This window comes from Lentzea sp. NPDC005914 (assembly GCF_040629405.1).
Lineage (GTDB): Bacteria > Actinomycetota > Actinomycetes > Mycobacteriales > Pseudonocardiaceae > Lentzea.
Genome location: NZ_JBEXVQ010000061.1, coordinates 17616 through 32618, shown reverse-complemented (window position 1 = coordinate 32618; position 15003 = coordinate 17616). Strand labels below are relative to the sequence as shown.

The following is a 15003-nucleotide window of genomic DNA, read 5'->3' as shown; positions in this document are numbered from 1 at the left end:
CGGCGTCATCGTCCGCGTCCTGCAACGCATCCTCGCCCTGACCGCCGCGATCTGGCACAACGACAAGACCGGCAAGCCAGTCAAACGATCACTGATCGCCTACGACCACTGACCTTGGAATCAACCATCTAGATGCCACCGCACCGGCAACACCCGTCTCGCACACGATCCCGGCCCGTGAGGCACCTTCCTCGCTCACCGCGCCAGAGCCGCTTCCGCCACCTCTGCCTACCAGCAACTTCGGGAGGTGACCCGTGAAGATCGACATCGCCGTCGTCGCGGCGGTCGTCGCCCTGCCCCTGTTGCTCGGCGGCATCGGGCAGGCCATCGTCAAAGGGCTCTTCGGCAACAGCAGCACCCAGCCGAGCTATGAAGCACTCGCCGACATCCCCGGCGACTACCTGGCGCTCTACCAGGCAGCAGCACCGGTCTGTCCCGGTCTGGACTGGTCGATCCTCGCCGCGATTGGCAAGATCGAGAGCGATCACGGCCGCAGCCCACTGGCCGGCGTCGCGAACGGAACCGAGAACTACGCGGGTGCACGAGGGCCGATGCAGTTCCTCCAGCCCACATTCGACAGTGTCGTCGCGCGGCACCCCATTCCAGTCGGCGGCCAGAAGCCGCCGTCACCGTGGAACAAGCACGACGCTATCTACGCCGCCGCCTACTACCTCTGCGATTCCGGAGCTCAGAAGGACATCCGCAAGGCGATCTGGGCCTACAACCACGCGGACTGGTACGTGAACGACGTGCTCGCACAGGCAAAGAAGTACGGCGACGCCATGACCGGCACGGGCGACTGCAACACCATCCAGGCGCCCAACGCTGTCGCAGCCAAGGCAATCGCGTTCGCCTGCGCCCAGCTGGGCGAGCCCTACGTCTGGGGTGGCAACGGCGAAACCGGTTGGGACTGCTCAGCTCGTCACGGCGGCCTAACGGGCCGCGGGTATCGTCATCCCTCGAAAGACCCAACCGGAGTACGAAGCCGGGCCGCTGGTGCCCGCGGGCCAACCGCTCGTGTCCGGAGACCTGGTCTTCTACGGAACGCCGAACAAAGTCCACCACGTTGGCCTGTACATCGGCGCGGGAAAGATGGTTCACGCTCCGACCTTCGGCCAGCCCGTCCAAGTGAGCCCGTACAGTTGGCCGGGAGACGACTTCCTTGCGGCATCTCGGCCGACCGAGGGTGCATCTGGTGTAGCTTCCGCATACAGATGAACACCTTCCGCACACATGAACATTATCCGATAGTTTGACCAGATATCACGGAACCTACTGTTCGATGGCCTGCTTCTCGCACGGTACGATCCAGATGTCGCGGAAGCATCTGACCGGCAACCAAAGGCGATCAAATGCGGCCGAATCCTAACTCACTATAGGATCCGCAACCCGAGGTGAACAGAATCCACGACGCTTGAACACGGTTGGAATAGTTGTTCACCTGCGTCGGTGGACATTCAAGTAAATAATTGAACACAAGGTCAAATCCGATTTCCACCTGTCCATTTCGCACTGCTTGTTGGCGCCCTTGCGTTGTTGGAGGACTGAGTAGGCAACAGGCCGTACGCGCACCCACGGGTTCATAGCTCACGAGAGGTGTCGTTCGGCCCTAGCCAACCTGGCCGTCGCCAGGGCACGATGCAAAGACACCTTATGGCGGCGACGGTGCACCTTTGGCCTACCCGTTGGTGCTTCGCCTATCTGGGAAGCTGTGATGCCTGACTGCGTGCAGCATCTCGCCGAGCGGAGCAGGCCCTCCGTGCCACGCTTCGCTGCACAGCGTTCGACTACTTCGAAGAGTAGAGCCGGAGCGTGATGTCCGTGAGTACCGCCATTCGGCCACGCAGGCGGTTCTCGGTGCGACTACGCATGTCCGGTCGACGACAGTGGATCAGGTCGGTGCGGTACTTCCGCATTTTGTTCCAATTTACGAACCGTGCCCTCGATCCGATGGACGAAGGGCTAACCGACGCTTGGCCCGCAGTAGTCTTCCTGTCAGCGCTTGTTGCCCTTCCCGTTACTGCGCTGGTGCGGGGTGCCCACATGCTCACCCTCTCGCATCATAATAATTTGATCGTCCTGATCGGACTACTGCCTGGTTTTATCATCTCAGCCATCAGCTTGACCGCTCTTACCTGGGGCAGTCGCCAAGCGCAGCGCGCTGCACGACCAGAACGCGCCTACGTAATCGGGCTCCTTGCGTCCGTCGTAGCACTCTTAGTGACGGTTGAGTCAGTCGCCGGAATTCTGGCAGCGTTGTGGCATCTAGGCGTGATCACCTCCCAACCGGGAGTCACACCAAGCCTCTGGTCGAGCGAGCGCTACTTCATCTGGCACATTCTTAAGTCGTTTCCGTTCCTCAAAATCGATCAAGCGTTCAACTGGGGTGAACCGCGCGGACCTGGCGGTATCTTTACAGGCGTCAGCGTCGTCATCATAAAGATAGTTCTACTTCTGCCACTACTTCGCATCGCGAAAGGGGCCTACTGGTGGCTACGGACGAAGCCAAATCGTGAGTATGAGTCCGACGATTTTGAATTGAATCGCGTTCCAGTCATTCTGCTCGGCGCACTTCTTCTTTCCTGGGGATACTTAACGATTATTTGGCCACCCAACTCGATCGCCACACGAAAGCTCGAAGAGTATCTTCCCGATTCCGTGGAAGTTGCAAGCCGCAATATTTCCCTCGACTGGATTCCGGCAACAATTCAATGGCTACCTCTCGGCGTCATGATGGTTGCGTGCTGGACTATCGGACTTGCCCTGCTGCTTGCGGTATATGGCAGTATGGAGAGCATTTGGTCAATCACTCTTGTCATCGTTAGCGTGCTGTTGTGGATTCCTCTACTTACTGTACTGTCCGCAGCCGCGTCCCTTCTACTCGTCCGCTCAGGACTTGCCAATTCGGTACCACCACTTCCAGCGAACACGCAGATCACCGTCGGCCTAGAGAACCTATTGTGGGGATTCTTCGACGCGGTGCCGGCGCTTGACATTACCCGAACATTGCACTGGGAGCGGCCGCCCGTCTTCGCTGGCTGGCAAGTTGGCCTAATCAGCATGATGTTCAGGTTCTTCGCTCTGGTCGCCCTCCTGACATTGCCATGGCTGTTGGCGAAGCTGATACATCTGTATCGACCTCACGATGACATGCCTGTCCCAGCCATTTACTCCGCTCGACTTTTCACGGCCACGCTCGCCGCATTGGACAAGAGCCTCTTGCGCGTGGAACGGATGCGAAAAGATGAATCTGGCGTCACCATCGGCGACTCTCGTCTTCCCAAACAGCTAAGCGACCTGGAAACTTGCTGCCGTCGGGTGGCAGATGCGTTCGGGGTCGGTCCTGTGGCGGTAGCGGCTACACAAGCACTAGCCGCCGCTGAAAGTCGCTTTAACGACGTCTTCTCGGACAACTCTCCAAACCATACCGGCCCCTCAACCACAGACAGGGTGGCCCCCTCGCGTGCGGAACTCCTATCCCGTTGGCAGACCTTTGTGGCTGCAGCGACAACGGCGCTAGATGAAGCCGTCCCCACCAACGCGCCATTCTCCCGGCAGCGGTGACGACCGGCACCGCCTGCAATGGTCGAGCTGACAGGTTCGCCAGACCCGGTCCGGTCCAGGACGATCATCGGCCGCTGTTCCAGCCCTTGTTCGACTACATTCCAACCGATTGGTCAACGACCGCCGCATCAGCGGTGACCGTCACGTTGCTGAGTGACCGCTCAGGGCGACATACTCAAGTATCGCGGACATCTCGGAGATCGAGTGAACATGCAGCACGGAAACCGCTGGCGAGACGAGTCAGTCTGTTCACCCGCAGGCAGAACCTACATCTGGCGTTCACCCCAAAGTTTCAGCCCGACCGCAACCGTCTCCACTTACTCGAATTGCTCCTGACCATCTGCTCGGCAGCGACGTACAGGGAGACGCAGTCGCCCCATGAAGAGGATCAGGTGATCAAGGTGACGATCGACTGGCTCGTGAACGGCAAACTGACCGCGGCGTGACAGTTTTCGTTTACCCCGGCAAAGCCGCCGGAACCGATCTGGCGGGGCTGGCCGTCGCGAAAGCGTTCCAAAGCAGGTTGAGGGGATGGTCGGCCGCGTACCGGTCGCGCTCTGCCTTGCGGGCGAAGATGCCGGTGACGATTTCGAGCGCGGGTTCGTAGTCGTCGGCGAGGTCGATCTTGCGCAGACCACGTCCAGGCAGGCGCCCTTCCAGGACAGCGTCGGCCACTCGCTCGGTGGTGAGCATGCATCCGTGCAGGAGTCCGGCATTGAGCAGGTTGAGGCCGTAGTTCAGCGAGTCGATATCAGCGACGACATCGAGCGTGCCGCGGTAGTCCGGTCCGTACCAGCGGCCGAGGAACTGGGCGAGCAGGCCAGCGGTCGGCGCGAGCAGCGGTAGGGCAGGAAGTTTTGCTGCGGTGACCGGGGTGTCAGGCAGTTCGCGGGTGGTGAGGTTGGTAAGCAGCGCGACGCGTTCTCGGTGCCATTCCAGGAAGTCGTAGTCGAGTTCAGGTGGCTGGCCAGGCTTGGCGGCAAAGCTGCCGCAGACCATGTCGACCTTCTTGGCGTCGAGCTTCCGCCACAGGTCGCGGGTGCGGACGTGCTCGATGTTGAGCTGGATGCCGCGGCGCTCGAAGTCCTCGCGCAGCGAAGGCCACACGGCGCCAAGGAACTCCACGGTGAACTCGGTGGTGCCGAAGGTGACGGTCGAACCGAGCCGTCGGCGGCTGCGGTTCAAGCTGTCGGTCCACGAAGCCAAGGTCTGGATCGCCAGCGCGACAACCTCTTCACCGGACGGGGTGAAAAGGAAGTCCTTGCCACGGCCCTGTTTCGTCACCAGCGCCTCGCCGACGAGGCGGGTCGCGGTGCGGTTGAGGTTGTCGAGCTGCTTCTGCACACTGGACTGCTCGCGCCCCAGAACACGAGCCGCGCGCTGGGCGGTACCCGTGGTGTGGACGACGGCGAGGGTCCGGAGCTGATCGAGGCTCACATCGAGCATCTCCGGCGGACAGCCCAGCAGGGTCGCCAGCAGCTCCTCTGCCTCAACCTCGTCTCCGATCTCCGGCACCGCGGCCTCCTCATCCAAATCTGTTCACGAACAAGTCCTGAACTGCGAGTTGTTCGCGCGGACAGTTGAGTTGTCGCTGATCGCAGTTGTACCCCTACTGTCCCAAAGATGTCCACTTGGACACCTAAAGTCGCGCTACTGTACTTCCGAACATCTATTCGGGGTGCTCGATCCGGCACTCGATCATCGGCGGCATCGGCAACCGCGTGCCGCGGACGGGGAGGTTCACGATGGCCCGTGCTCGCAGCATCGCCGAAGAGTCGCTCGCCACATCCTGCTACTTCCGAACCACAGTGGACAGTCCGTTCCGCAAGGCGCTGGTGCAGATCAACGAGGACTGCAACCTGCGCTGCGCCCACTGCTTCGTGTCGGCGACCCGCGTGGGCAAGCAGATGCCGCTCTCCGAGATCGTCAGCAAGGTAATCCCACAGCTGAGCGAGGCGCGAGTTCGACGAATCACCCTGACCGGTGGCGAACCGACGATCCACCCTGACTTCATGGCAATCGTGCGCGCGTTCCGCGTTGCCGACATGGACGTCGGAATCTGCACCAACGCAACGACGTTGAGCGATCAGCAGATCCGCGAACTCGCTGAACTCGGTGTGCACTGCAACGTCTCGCTCGACGGATTCGCCGCGGACTCGCACGGCAAGTTCCGCGGCGACCGCGCCAGCTTCGACCTCACGATCACCACCGTGAGGAAACTCGGAGCCGCTGGGATCTTGCAGGGGCTGCTGTGCACGCCCAACTCGTTGGCGCAGAACGAGGAGTACGTCGAGCTGTGCGAGTTCGCTCGTGAGCAAGGGGCTCGCTACGTGTTGCTCAACCCGCTGGGCAGCATGGGTCGGGGCGTCAAGTCGCAAGGCCGGCTCGCGAAGACAACCCTGCACATGCAGGAGATCCACGCCCTGACCGAGCCCTTCGACGGTCCAGACCTCGACATCGCGCACATCCGTTTCCCCAACACCGCAGGGAAACCTTTGTCAGGCTGCGAAGCGGGGACGATCATCTACGTGTTCACGCCAGGTGAGGTCACCGTTTGCCCATACTTGGTATTCGCTGCAAGAACACCAGCATCACAGCACACCGATGCCGAGTTCATCGTCGGCAACATCTTCATGGACTCGAACATCGCGCAACGTCTGGACGACTACCGGTTCCACGACCGCTACCAGGTCGGCATCAACAGCACCTGCGGGTCGTGCTCGATGAACTCGGGCTGCGGAAAGGGTTGTCCGGCCGCCGTGGTCGCCGCGGGCGGCCGGATCGGCGACGTCGATGCCGAGCAGTGCCCGGTGACCACCGCGGATCAGATTGCAGGAGAACGCCGGCTGCTGCCGCTGATGCCGGCATGACCGCCTTCTTCGACGAGCCACGACGGCTACCCGGAACGCTGATCACCCTGGACGGACCGGGCGGCGTCGGCAAGTCCACTGCGGCAAAGCTGGTCACCGACGCGTTGATCGAGGCGGGCGTGCCGGTGCTTGCAACGGCTCAACCGTCTCGAGCCCCGCTGGGCGAGCTGGCGCGGCATGGCACGGACACCTACCGTGGGATGGCGCTGGCGTGCTTGTGCGCAGCAGATCGGCACCACCAGCTCGACGCCGAGATCAAGCCCGCGTTGTGCGACGGCCAGGTGGTCATCTGTGACCGCTACGTCGCCTCCTCGCTCGTCCTGCAAGGGCTCGACGGCCTGTCTGCCGAAACGGTGTGGCAGCTCAACCATGGCGTCTACCGGCCGGACCTCTCTGTCATCCTCAACGGCGACCCGGCCGTGATCGACCACCGGCTTCGGACTCGGGGCGGGCACAGTCGCTTCGAGCGCGCCGAGGACAACAGCGACATGGAGTCCGGGCTCTACGTCCACGCTTTGGTGGACCTGCAGAGCAAGGGGTGGCCGGTCGAGACGCTGGACTGCACCACCGACAACGCGGCCACGATCGCTGCCAGGATTATGTCGCTGATCCACCGAGTGCTTGAGGAGAAGATCGCGGTATGTCGCTGAGCCTGCTCACCGTCAACGTCGGCGCCCCGTCCGTCGACCGCGCCCACCGGCAGCTGCGATGGCTCGCCGCCCGTCCCGAGGACGTCCTGGTGCTGACCGAGACCAAGGCCACCGCGGGCAGCGAACTCCTGGCCAAGGCCTTCGCAACCGCCGGATACTCGGTGACCTTCCCCGAGCACGCACACGGCGAGCTCGGCGTGATGATCGTCAGCAAGCTCCCCACCACGCTGGACCCCGTCGGCGCTGCCCTGGACTACCTGCCTGCACGCGCCGCCGGCGTCGTCATCGACACCGATGAAGGGCCGCTGCGCATCGTGGGCGCCTACGTACCGTCCCGCGACTCGACGCTGGAGAAGACCGAGCGCAAGAAGACGTGGATCGATCAGTTCAACAAGGCCCTCGACGGCACCGCATCGGACATTCCGCGGCTGCTCCTCGGCGACCTCAACGTCCTGGAACCCGGCCACCAGCCAGCCCATCGCGGTCAGTTCGCGCAGTTCGAGTACTCCTTCTACACCGGCCTGACCGACCAGCACGGCCTAGTGGATCTCTTCCGGCACCTGCACCCCGAACTGGTCGAACACAGCTGGGCACGTCGCCCGGAACTCGGCTACCGCTACGACCACGCCCACGGCTCACAGGTGCTGGTCGAACGACTCACGGCATGCGCGTACGTGCACGAAACCAGGGAAGTCCTGCCGGACGGAACGCGTCTCACCGATCATTCGGGACTCGCCGTCAGGTTGGCGCTGAGTGCGAACCGCACGCTGATAACGTCGGACCCCGCCACGGCGGTCGACGCGCAAGACGAGCCGGAGCCGACTCTGTTCTGAACTCCGGCACCACCCGCGCAGGCTGCCGCCCAGTCAGCCGACCGCGAGGAACGCCCGCCGGATGTCCATCACCGTCACCACCCCGCGCATCGGCGCTCGGGTGCTGCTGCTCGACGCCAACGACCGCGTACTTCTCATCCACGCCTGCGACCCGCACGACCGCAGTCACGACTGGTGGGAGCTGCCCGGAGGCGGTCTGGACGAGGGCGAAGAGCCGGCTGACGCCGCTCGCCGTGAGGTGGCGGAGGAGACCGGCCTGGTCCTTCCGTCACTGGGGCGCAAGCTGTGGGTCCGGGAGTCCCGCTTCCAGTACAAGGGCCGTGACCACCACCGCGTCGATCACGTCTTCCTTGGCCGCATCACGGACACAGCGCCGAAGGTCGCACTCAAGCCCACCGAGAACGAGAAGGCCGGGCTGATTGAACGACGTTGGTGGTCGGCCGCCGAACTGCGTCAGACCACGGCCAAGCTTCTTCCCGCCAAGCTTCCCGGCTTGGTCGGGGAACTCCTTGCAGGAACTTTGAGCACGACACCGCTCACCTTGTCAGACTGAGCTGGAGCAACAGAGCCGCGTCTGCCCAACGCTGACGCGGCCCCGCTCGCGATGGCAATCCTCAGCGGACGAGCCAGGCTCGGAAGGCTGTCCACGCGTCCGGCTCGAATGTCAACATCGGGCCGCTGGCGTTCTTCGAGTCGCGGACCGCGAAGAAGTCACGCTGGTCGGCGATCTCGACGCAGTCGGCGCCGCTGGTGTTGCCACTGGCCGCAGCCTTGCGCCAGCGCCACCCGTCCGCTGCTCCCTTCGTGTCCGGGATCAATCGCATCCCTCCTCTGCTGGGTGTCACAGTTGCGTGACGAGGTTAGCCAGCCGAGCCAACGACGCGTCAGAAGGAAGAGATTTGTCCAGGACATCCTCGAACGCTGCGACGAGATGATCCACACTGGCGGGCTTGTCAGCTCGCGTCGTGTCGGTGAGGCTGTCGTTCCAGGCTGAGACTTCGTCGGTTCCGGCCTCAATGAAGACGGTGAACGGCATCAAAAGGGCCATCGTCAAAGGGGTTTCCTTCTCGACGAGCCGCAGGTCGATCACTCCTCGTTCGGCCAAGTCCAAGGCGTGCCGGGCCTGAGACGCCGTGGTCTCGTGGTCGCCAGCGATGGTGAAGACCGCGTTCTCATGGAGAACCAGCGTCACCTGCGGCGGATCTTCTCGATCCACGACCAACTGCCGAGCCACTCGTGCCTGGAGAAGCAGCTCGATCTCGTTCGGAGGAAGAAACCTGTTCGTCCTGAACACCGCCCGCGCGTAGCCCTCTTCCTGAATCAAGCCTGGCCACATGTCCGGCCGGTAGATATGGATCTTCGCGGCTGCCTTCTCGGCGTCGGCATACCGTTTGAACACCGGAGTGACCGTGCCACCCCACGGCGTTCGCGAACTCCGCGGTTGTCCGCCTCTGAACAGACAACCGCTGCCTACCTGCTATCTGACATCTGGCCGCGGAACAGTCCACGCCGTACAGTTCACCTACTCGCGAACCGTACTGTCCACACTGTACTGATCCGTGGCCTGTTGTGGTCGCCAACATCGCGAGGTTGCACGACCGCCAACCCTAGTTCGATCAGGTTACGCTCGGTCCACGTCTCAGGAACGTGGCCGCGTTTCGAAACTCTTCCAACGTCATGCCGCGGCCCTGTGCAGGTTCAACGTCAGCAGGTGGACCTCAGGCGGTCAGCCAGCTCCGCGCGGACCGCCGACACAAGCTCGCGAGCACGATCAGCACTAACTTCGAGCTGTCGACGCAGCGTCTCGGCCGAGATCGGCCGTTTGTAGTCAAGCCAGTGCTGAATGTCGGCGCGGCGGGCCTTCGCAAGTAGTTCGCCAGACGTGGTCGAACCTTCGACTTCATTCGTCTCCACGGCACTGTCGTCGTGGCGCGGGTCGATCACGCGGAGCACCGGACCACCGTTGGAGCTAGGGCACGGATGCTCCGCCGACTGCGCAAAACGCACGCTCGTCATCACTTGCAGCAAGTTGGGACCGACTTCAGCCCAGCCGATCAGCAGTATCGGACCGATCGAGTCAAAGGCGGCCCTGCCGAACTCGCCGTTCAGCATCGGCTCGGCGACGTTCAGCGCCAGCGTGACGATGCTAGCGAACAACAGAAGCCTCCGGGCGGGGCGCAAAAGCTCACGGCCCACACCATGCAACGCCAAGTACCTCATGCCGAGCAGCAGGCCCAAAATCGTCAGATCGACGGCGGGTGCGACGAGCGGGGCCACCCAGGCCGGCACGCCCAGCCTCAAGGCGAGGTTCAGCACGTTGCCGAAGCCGAACAAGAAGCTCAGCCCCACAACCGCAGACATAATCGCGGTAACCGTGCGGACAATCCGCTGGCCGGGCACGGCAAGAACATGGCCAATCATCGGGCACCGCCGGGTTCGCCCAGCTCAAAGGTGCCTTCGAGCACCAACTTGCCGGTCAGGCGACCGACAGGAGCTGTGCGCAGGTCTGCGTGGTGCCCTGCCGGGGGCACCGAAGTCGAAGGCGATTCGTGTTCGCGGAAAGCGCGAACCGGGTCGCCTTCGGGCGTTTTCTGGGCGGCCAGACCCGGCGTGGGTCGGGACCGGTCTGTGCAACGACCTTCCGGAGACACCGAAGTCGGACCACAGCTGTCTGGCAGACCCGCGTGGCTTGTCAGGCCGTCGTGCCGACACTCCACTCGTCGAGGGCTCGCTGCAGCTTGCTGGTGTCAACGGGTTTGGTGAGGTAGTCGTCCATGCCCGCGGCCAGACAGCGCTGACGGTCCTCGGCGAGTGCGTGTGCTGTCATGGCGATGATCGGAATGCGCGTGTTGCCCTGTTCGCGCCTGCGCAGCTCGGCCGTGGCGGTGTAGCCGTCCATTCTCGGCATCTGGCAGTCCATCAGGATCGCCAGGTACGGCTTGGTGCCCACGAGTTCGAGGACCTCGTACCCGTCCTGGGCGACGTCCACCTGGTAGCCCATCCTGGTGAGGGTTTCCACAGCGACCATCTGGTTGATCTCGTTGTCCTCGGCCAGCAGGATGCGGCCGCGGCACGCGGTGACGGTCGTCTCCACCGGGCCGCGTTGCTCGGGAGGTTTCGTGTCCGGCGTGACGATCTCGAGCAGGCAGTTGTAGAGCTGCGACGGACCGATCGGTTTGGGCAGCAGGGCCGCTGCGCCGGCATACTCCGCAGCTCGGTCGTCGTGGTACGAGCCCGAGGTCAGCAGGACGACCTTGACCGGTGGGATGTGGTCGTCGCCGGCGATGGCGTGGATCAGGCCGACGCCGTCCAGGTTCGGCATGTGCTGGTCGACCACTGCCAGCTCGAACGGACGACTGGTGCGTGCAGCCTCGCGCAGATGTTCCAGGCCAGCGAGGCCGTCGGACACCGCGGTCGGGTTCATGCCCCACGCCTTCGCGTGCCTGCTGATCAGGTGCAGGTTGGTCGGGTTGTCGTCGACGACCAGCAGCCGGTTGCCGGTCATGTGGCTGCGCAGCGGTATGCGGATGTCCTTCGACAGCGGGTGTTCCTGGGACGCGAACTCGAGGGTGAACCAGAAACGGCTGCCCTGCTTGAGCTGGCTCGTCATTTCCAGGGTGCCACCCATCAGTTCCACGAGCTGCCGGGTGATCGTCAGACCGAGACCGGTGCCCCCGTACCTGCGGGTGCTGGCGGCGTCGGCCTGGGAGAACGGTTCGGTCAGGCGAGCCAGGTCCTCCGGGGCGATGCCGATGCCGGTGTCGAGGATGGTGAAGGTGATCCGGGAACTGTCGTCTGCCAGCGGTTCCGCACGCAGAAGCACGCTGCCCTCTTCGGTGAACTTGACGGCGTTGCCCAGGAGGTTGAGCAGTGCCTGGCGAAGCCGGCCGTCGTCGCCTCGGAGTGCGGTGGGCAGGCTCGGCGGGTAGTCGCAGACGACTTCGACGTGCTTGTCCCTGGCGGCTTGGGCCACCGCCTGGACGACCTCCTCGAGGACCTTGTCCAGCTCGAAGTCGGTTTCGACCAGTTTGAGCTTGCCCGCTTCGATCTTGGAGAAGTCCAGGATGTCGTTGATGATCGACAGCAGTGCCCGGCCGGAGGAGTGGATCGCCTCGACGTAGCGCCGCTGAGTGGAGGCCAGCGGGGTGTCCAGCAGGAGGTCGGCCAGGCCGAGGACGCCGTTCATCGGCGTGCGGATCTCGTGGCTGACCATGGCGACGAACTGCGACTTGAGCTCCGCGGCGGCCACTGCCTTGTCGCGGGCGTCGGCGAGTTTCTGTTCTGCTTCACGACGTTCGCTGATGTCGCGGATCGCCGCCGAGACCATCGTGCCCTGCTCCGTGTCCAGTGGCGCGAGGCTGATCTCCACCGGGATCTGGCTGCCGTCCTGGCGCAGGCCGGCCAGTTCCATGCCGGTGCCCATCCGGCGGTGGCGGGGGTCCTTGAGGTAGCGCTGCCGGTGGCCGACGTGCGTCTCCCGCAACCGTGCCGGAATCAGCAGTTCTATCGACTGGCCGACCAGATCCTCACGGCGGTAACCGAAAAGGCGCTCTGTCTGTTCGTTGACGAGCGCGATCGTGCCGTGCTCGTCGACGATCAGCATCGCGTCGGGCGCGGCGAGGACGAGTTGCTGGAACCGTTGTTCGGCCTTGATGCGCTCGGTGACGTCGCGGGCGATGGACGACGTGCCGACGATCTCGCCGGTGCTGTCGCGAATCGGTGACACGCTCACCTCCACGTGCACCCGGCTGCCGTCCTTGCGGACTCGCACGATGTCGTCGTGCAACCGGATCGGCTGTTCACCGTCGACGTGCTGGAGCAAGCCGAGTTCGTGGCGTTCGCCGGTGGGCACGATGAGGTCGATCGACCGGCCGATGGTCTCCTCCGCGGTGTAGCCGTACTGGCGTTCCGCCGCGGGGTTCCAGCTGGTGATGACGCCGTCGAGGGTCTGGCCGATGATGGCGTCGTCGGTGCTGTTGACGATGGCGGCCAAGCGTGCGCCCGCGTCGTCGGCCGCACGCTGTGCCGTGGTGTCGCGGGCCACGGCGTAGATCAGTCCCTCACCCTCGATGGGGACCGCGTTCCAGCTGAGCCATCGGTAGGAACCGTCGCGGCAGCGGTACCGGTTCTCGAACATCACCGTGTTCTGGTTCGACGCGATCTGCCGGGCGCTTTCGGCCGCCGTTCTCGCCACGTCGTCGGGATGGATGAAATCGAGGTACGGCCTGCTCGTCAGCTCTTCGACGGTGTAGCCGAACGTGCGTTCCCAGGCGGGGTTGAGGTGTTTGAAGTAGCCGTCGACACCGGCGATGCACAGCAGGTCGGTCGAGATGTCGAAGAAGTGGTCGAGTCTCTCGGCGGCTCGTCGTCGCTCGGCCTCGGCCTTGTTGCGCAAGGTGAGGTCCCGATAGCTGCTGACGAGCAGCCTGGTGCCCTCCGCGTCGCGCACCTTCGTGGTGGTGACCTGGACGGCGATCTCGTTCCCGTCCTGGCGGCTCAGGAGTACGTCTTCCTCCACGTCGTCCTCGGCGGCCGGTCCGGAGTCGAGCGGCAGCCACGGGTACGGCGGCTCGGTTCCGACTGCCTCTTCCTTGGCATGTCCGGTGATCTCGCACCAGCGGGGATTGACCTCCAGCACCCTCCCGCCGGGATCGGCGATGAGCACGCCCTCGCGCAGTGACCGCAGCACGATGCCGTTGAAATCCCGTTCCCCGCGCAACTCGGCGAGCAGCTCCCGCTGTTTCCGGCCTGCTCTGTCCAAATCGGACCCCGCACGCAAGAACACCGCGTAAAGGATCAGAACCGTAGCGGCCGTGGACACGGTGACGACGGTGTTCTTCGCGGCGACGTCCGTGCCGCCCACCGCGTTCAGCAGCAGGCCGAACAACACGAGCAGCGCGGTCATCGCCAGCCTCAGCTGGCGCAACACCTCTCCGCCCTCGGCACCGCCGAGATACACCCTGGCCGTTGTCCGGTCCGGACGGCACGCCACCAGGCCCGCGGACAGGACGATGAGGCACACCGCCGTGTTGACCGGCATCTGGCCGATCCTCGAGGCACCAGACAGGTACACGAGGCCGTAGGCGCGACCGAGCAGCGCGACGATGGCGACGAGAGCGCCTGCCGGAGCCAGGACGGCGGCAGGCCGGTGTCCACGCCCGCGATCGGCGTCCAGCAGCACCAGCGCGAGGCCGGACAGGATGAACGCGACCGCGGTGTGCGGTGACGGACGTCCAGGCTGGGTGACCGTCCACCACTCCCTCACGCGGTGCGGGAACAGCAGCGTGTCGACACCGAGCTGCCGTCCGGTCAGGTACTCGGCCACCACGAGCGCCCCGACCAGCGCAACCACGAAGCCGAGCGCCTGCCCCGCGCGCCGTCGCGGCGTGCTCGCCGTCGCGGGTGCGATCAACCACAACCCGATCGCCGACAGCACGAGCATCAGCGCCTCGACCGGCCTCATCGTGCCGGTGCCGGGAATCATCGACGCCAGGCTCCGCACACCTGTGGCGTGCCCGAGCAACACGATGCCACTGACCGCGATCACGACCACGGCGATCGCCGCGATGATGCGTGGCGACCGGGCCGCCGCCCTTGCCGAGTACTCCATGCGGCGTAATGTAGATGCGAAAAGTTGCAACGCTGACGCCCCGCAAGGGTGAATCGACATGACCATCTCGGATGACAGCCTGCGTTCGGCGATCGCCGAACGGCTCGCCCAGCTCCGGTTCGGCCGCCCCGCCGAACCCGGTGACCTCGCCGCACGGGTGCTCAGCGCGTTCCACGTCGCCGCGCCCCGCCACATCGCCGCGATCGCGGCAGCCGTCGCCGCCGGCGACAGCAAGATGGCCAGAGAGCAGGCACACGACCTGACCAGTCTCGCGGGCCACATCGGTGCGGTCGACGTGGTGAACTCGTGCGGCGAGCTCAGCCTGCGACTCAGAGCAGGCGACATCGCAGGCGCCGCCGCGGTGGTCACCGATCTGCGCACCGGTTACGAGCGCGCCAGCCGTGCCACCGCGGGGATGTAGCGCTCCGTACAAGATCGAGTTGCACGCCGCGCCGGCGTCCTTACGGTGTGGGAAA

13 protein-coding genes and 1 pseudogene are annotated in these 15003 nt (G+C 64.3%); 9 read left to right on the top strand and 5 right to left on the bottom strand.

From position 1 onward, the window contains the following. The 4 genes and pseudogenes from ABZ345_RS45545 to ABZ345_RS45530 form a co-directional block, all read left to right on the top strand. Positions 1-112, top strand: a pseudogene (locus ABZ345_RS45545) (IS982 family transposase); the annotation flags it as partial. An 884-nt stretch (positions 113-996) separates the two neighbouring features. After that, positions 997-1218, top strand: coding sequence for an NlpC/P60 family protein (locus ABZ345_RS45540; protein WP_359861698.1), 222 nt, complete (start codon positions 997-999; stop codon positions 1216-1218). Positions 1219-1899: 681 nt separating this feature from the next. Then, the gene (locus ABZ345_RS45535; RefSeq protein ID WP_359861696.1) at positions 1900-3564 is read left to right on the top strand and encodes a hypothetical protein; all 1665 of its coding nucleotides are present in this window, start codon (positions 1900-1902) and stop codon (positions 3562-3564) included. Continuing rightward, entirely contained in the window at positions 3561-4010 is a 450-nt protein-coding gene (locus ABZ345_RS45530; protein WP_359861695.1) for a hypothetical protein, read from the top strand. The genes ABZ345_RS45535 and ABZ345_RS45530 overlap by 4 nt, the downstream gene beginning before the upstream one ends. Positions 4011-4020: 10 nt before the next feature. On the opposite strand, the gene ABZ345_RS45525 is transcribed toward ABZ345_RS45530, so the two are convergent. After that, entirely contained in the window at positions 4021-5097 is a 1077-nt protein-coding gene (locus ABZ345_RS45525) for a LysR family transcriptional regulator (protein WP_359861693.1), read from the bottom strand. A 212-nt stretch (positions 5098-5309) separates the two neighbouring features. Between ABZ345_RS45525 and ABZ345_RS45520 the strand changes: the two genes are divergently transcribed. The 4 genes from ABZ345_RS45520 (at position 5310) to ABZ345_RS45505 (ending at position 8470) form a co-directional block, all read left to right on the top strand. Next, positions 5310-6434 (top strand): radical SAM protein, encoded by a 1125-nt coding sequence (locus ABZ345_RS45520; RefSeq protein ID WP_359861691.1) that lies wholly within the window; start codon positions 5310-5312, stop codon positions 6432-6434. Next, entirely contained in the window at positions 6431-7084 is a 654-nt protein-coding gene (gene tmk, locus ABZ345_RS45515) for a dTMP kinase (protein WP_359861689.1), read from the top strand. The genes ABZ345_RS45520 and tmk overlap by 4 nt, the downstream gene beginning before the upstream one ends. After that, the gene (locus ABZ345_RS45510) at positions 7075-7917 is read left to right on the top strand and encodes an endonuclease/exonuclease/phosphatase family protein (protein WP_359861687.1); all 843 of its coding nucleotides are present in this window, start codon (positions 7075-7077) and stop codon (positions 7915-7917) included. Before tmk ends, ABZ345_RS45510 begins: the two co-directional genes overlap by 10 nt. 61 nt (positions 7918-7978) lie before the next feature. Continuing rightward, a complete protein-coding gene (locus tag ABZ345_RS45505) occupies positions 7979-8470 on the top strand; it encodes an NUDIX domain-containing protein (protein ID WP_359861685.1) in 492 nt (163 codons plus the stop codon). A gap of 61 nt (positions 8471-8531) precedes the next feature. Here the strand turns inward: ABZ345_RS45505 and ABZ345_RS45500 are convergent, their stop codons facing one another. The 4 genes from ABZ345_RS45500 to ABZ345_RS45485 all read right to left on the bottom strand — a co-directional run bounded on the left by ABZ345_RS45500 (position 8532) and on the right by ABZ345_RS45485 (position 14527). Beyond that, on the bottom strand, positions 8532-8741 hold the full coding sequence (locus ABZ345_RS45500) for a DUF397 domain-containing protein (protein WP_359861683.1): 210 nt from the start codon (positions 8739-8741) through the stop codon (positions 8532-8534). A gap of 17 nt (positions 8742-8758) precedes the next feature. Continuing rightward, positions 8759-9316, bottom strand: a complete 558-nt coding sequence (locus ABZ345_RS45495) for a DUF5753 domain-containing protein (protein ID WP_359861682.1) — start codon at positions 9314-9316, stop codon at positions 8759-8761. Between the two features lie 305 nt (positions 9317-9621). Then, positions 9622-10338 carry a hypothetical protein gene (locus ABZ345_RS45490; RefSeq protein WP_359861680.1) on the bottom strand — a complete coding sequence of 239 codons (717 nt, stop codon included), beginning with the start codon at positions 10336-10338 and terminating at the stop codon, positions 9622-9624. 271 nt (positions 10339-10609) lie between these two features. Continuing rightward, positions 10610-14527, bottom strand: coding sequence for a PAS domain S-box protein (locus ABZ345_RS45485; RefSeq protein ID WP_359861678.1), 3918 nt, complete (start codon positions 14525-14527; stop codon positions 10610-10612). 58 nt (positions 14528-14585) lie between these two features. On the opposite strand from ABZ345_RS45485, the gene ABZ345_RS45480 reads away from it, so the two are divergent. Continuing rightward, entirely contained in the window at positions 14586-14948 is a 363-nt protein-coding gene (locus tag ABZ345_RS45480; protein ID WP_359861676.1) for an Hpt domain-containing protein, read from the top strand. Positions 14949-15003: the final 55 nt, after the last annotated feature.

Excerpts from the sequence above, each read along its gene's own strand:
- ABZ345_RS45520 (WP_359861691.1), top strand. The coding sequence starts at position 5,310 with ATGGCCCGTGCTCGCAGCATCGCCGAAGAGTCGCTCGCCACATCCTGC.
- tmk (WP_359861689.1), top strand. The coding sequence starts at position 6,431 with ATGACCGCCTTCTTCGACGAGCCACGACGGCTACCCGGAACGCTGATC.
- ABZ345_RS45510 (WP_359861687.1), top strand. The coding sequence starts at position 7,075 with ATGTCGCTGAGCCTGCTCACCGTCAACGTCGGCGCCCCGTCCGTCGAC.
- ABZ345_RS45505 (WP_359861685.1), top strand. The coding sequence starts at position 7,979 with ATGTCCATCACCGTCACCACCCCGCGCATCGGCGCTCGGGTGCTGCTG.
- ABZ345_RS45500 (WP_359861683.1), bottom strand. The coding sequence starts at position 8,741 with ATGCGATTGATCCCGGACACGAAGGGAGCAGCGGACGGGTGGCGCTGG.
- ABZ345_RS45490 (WP_359861680.1), bottom strand. The coding sequence starts at position 10,338 with ATGATTGGCCATGTTCTTGCCGTGCCCGGCCAGCGGATTGTCCGCACG.
- ABZ345_RS45485 (WP_359861678.1), bottom strand. The coding sequence starts at position 14,527 with ATGGAGTACTCGGCAAGGGCGGCGGCCCGGTCGCCACGCATCATCGCG.
- ABZ345_RS45480 (WP_359861676.1), top strand. The coding sequence starts at position 14,586 with ATGACCATCTCGGATGACAGCCTGCGTTCGGCGATCGCCGAACGGCTC.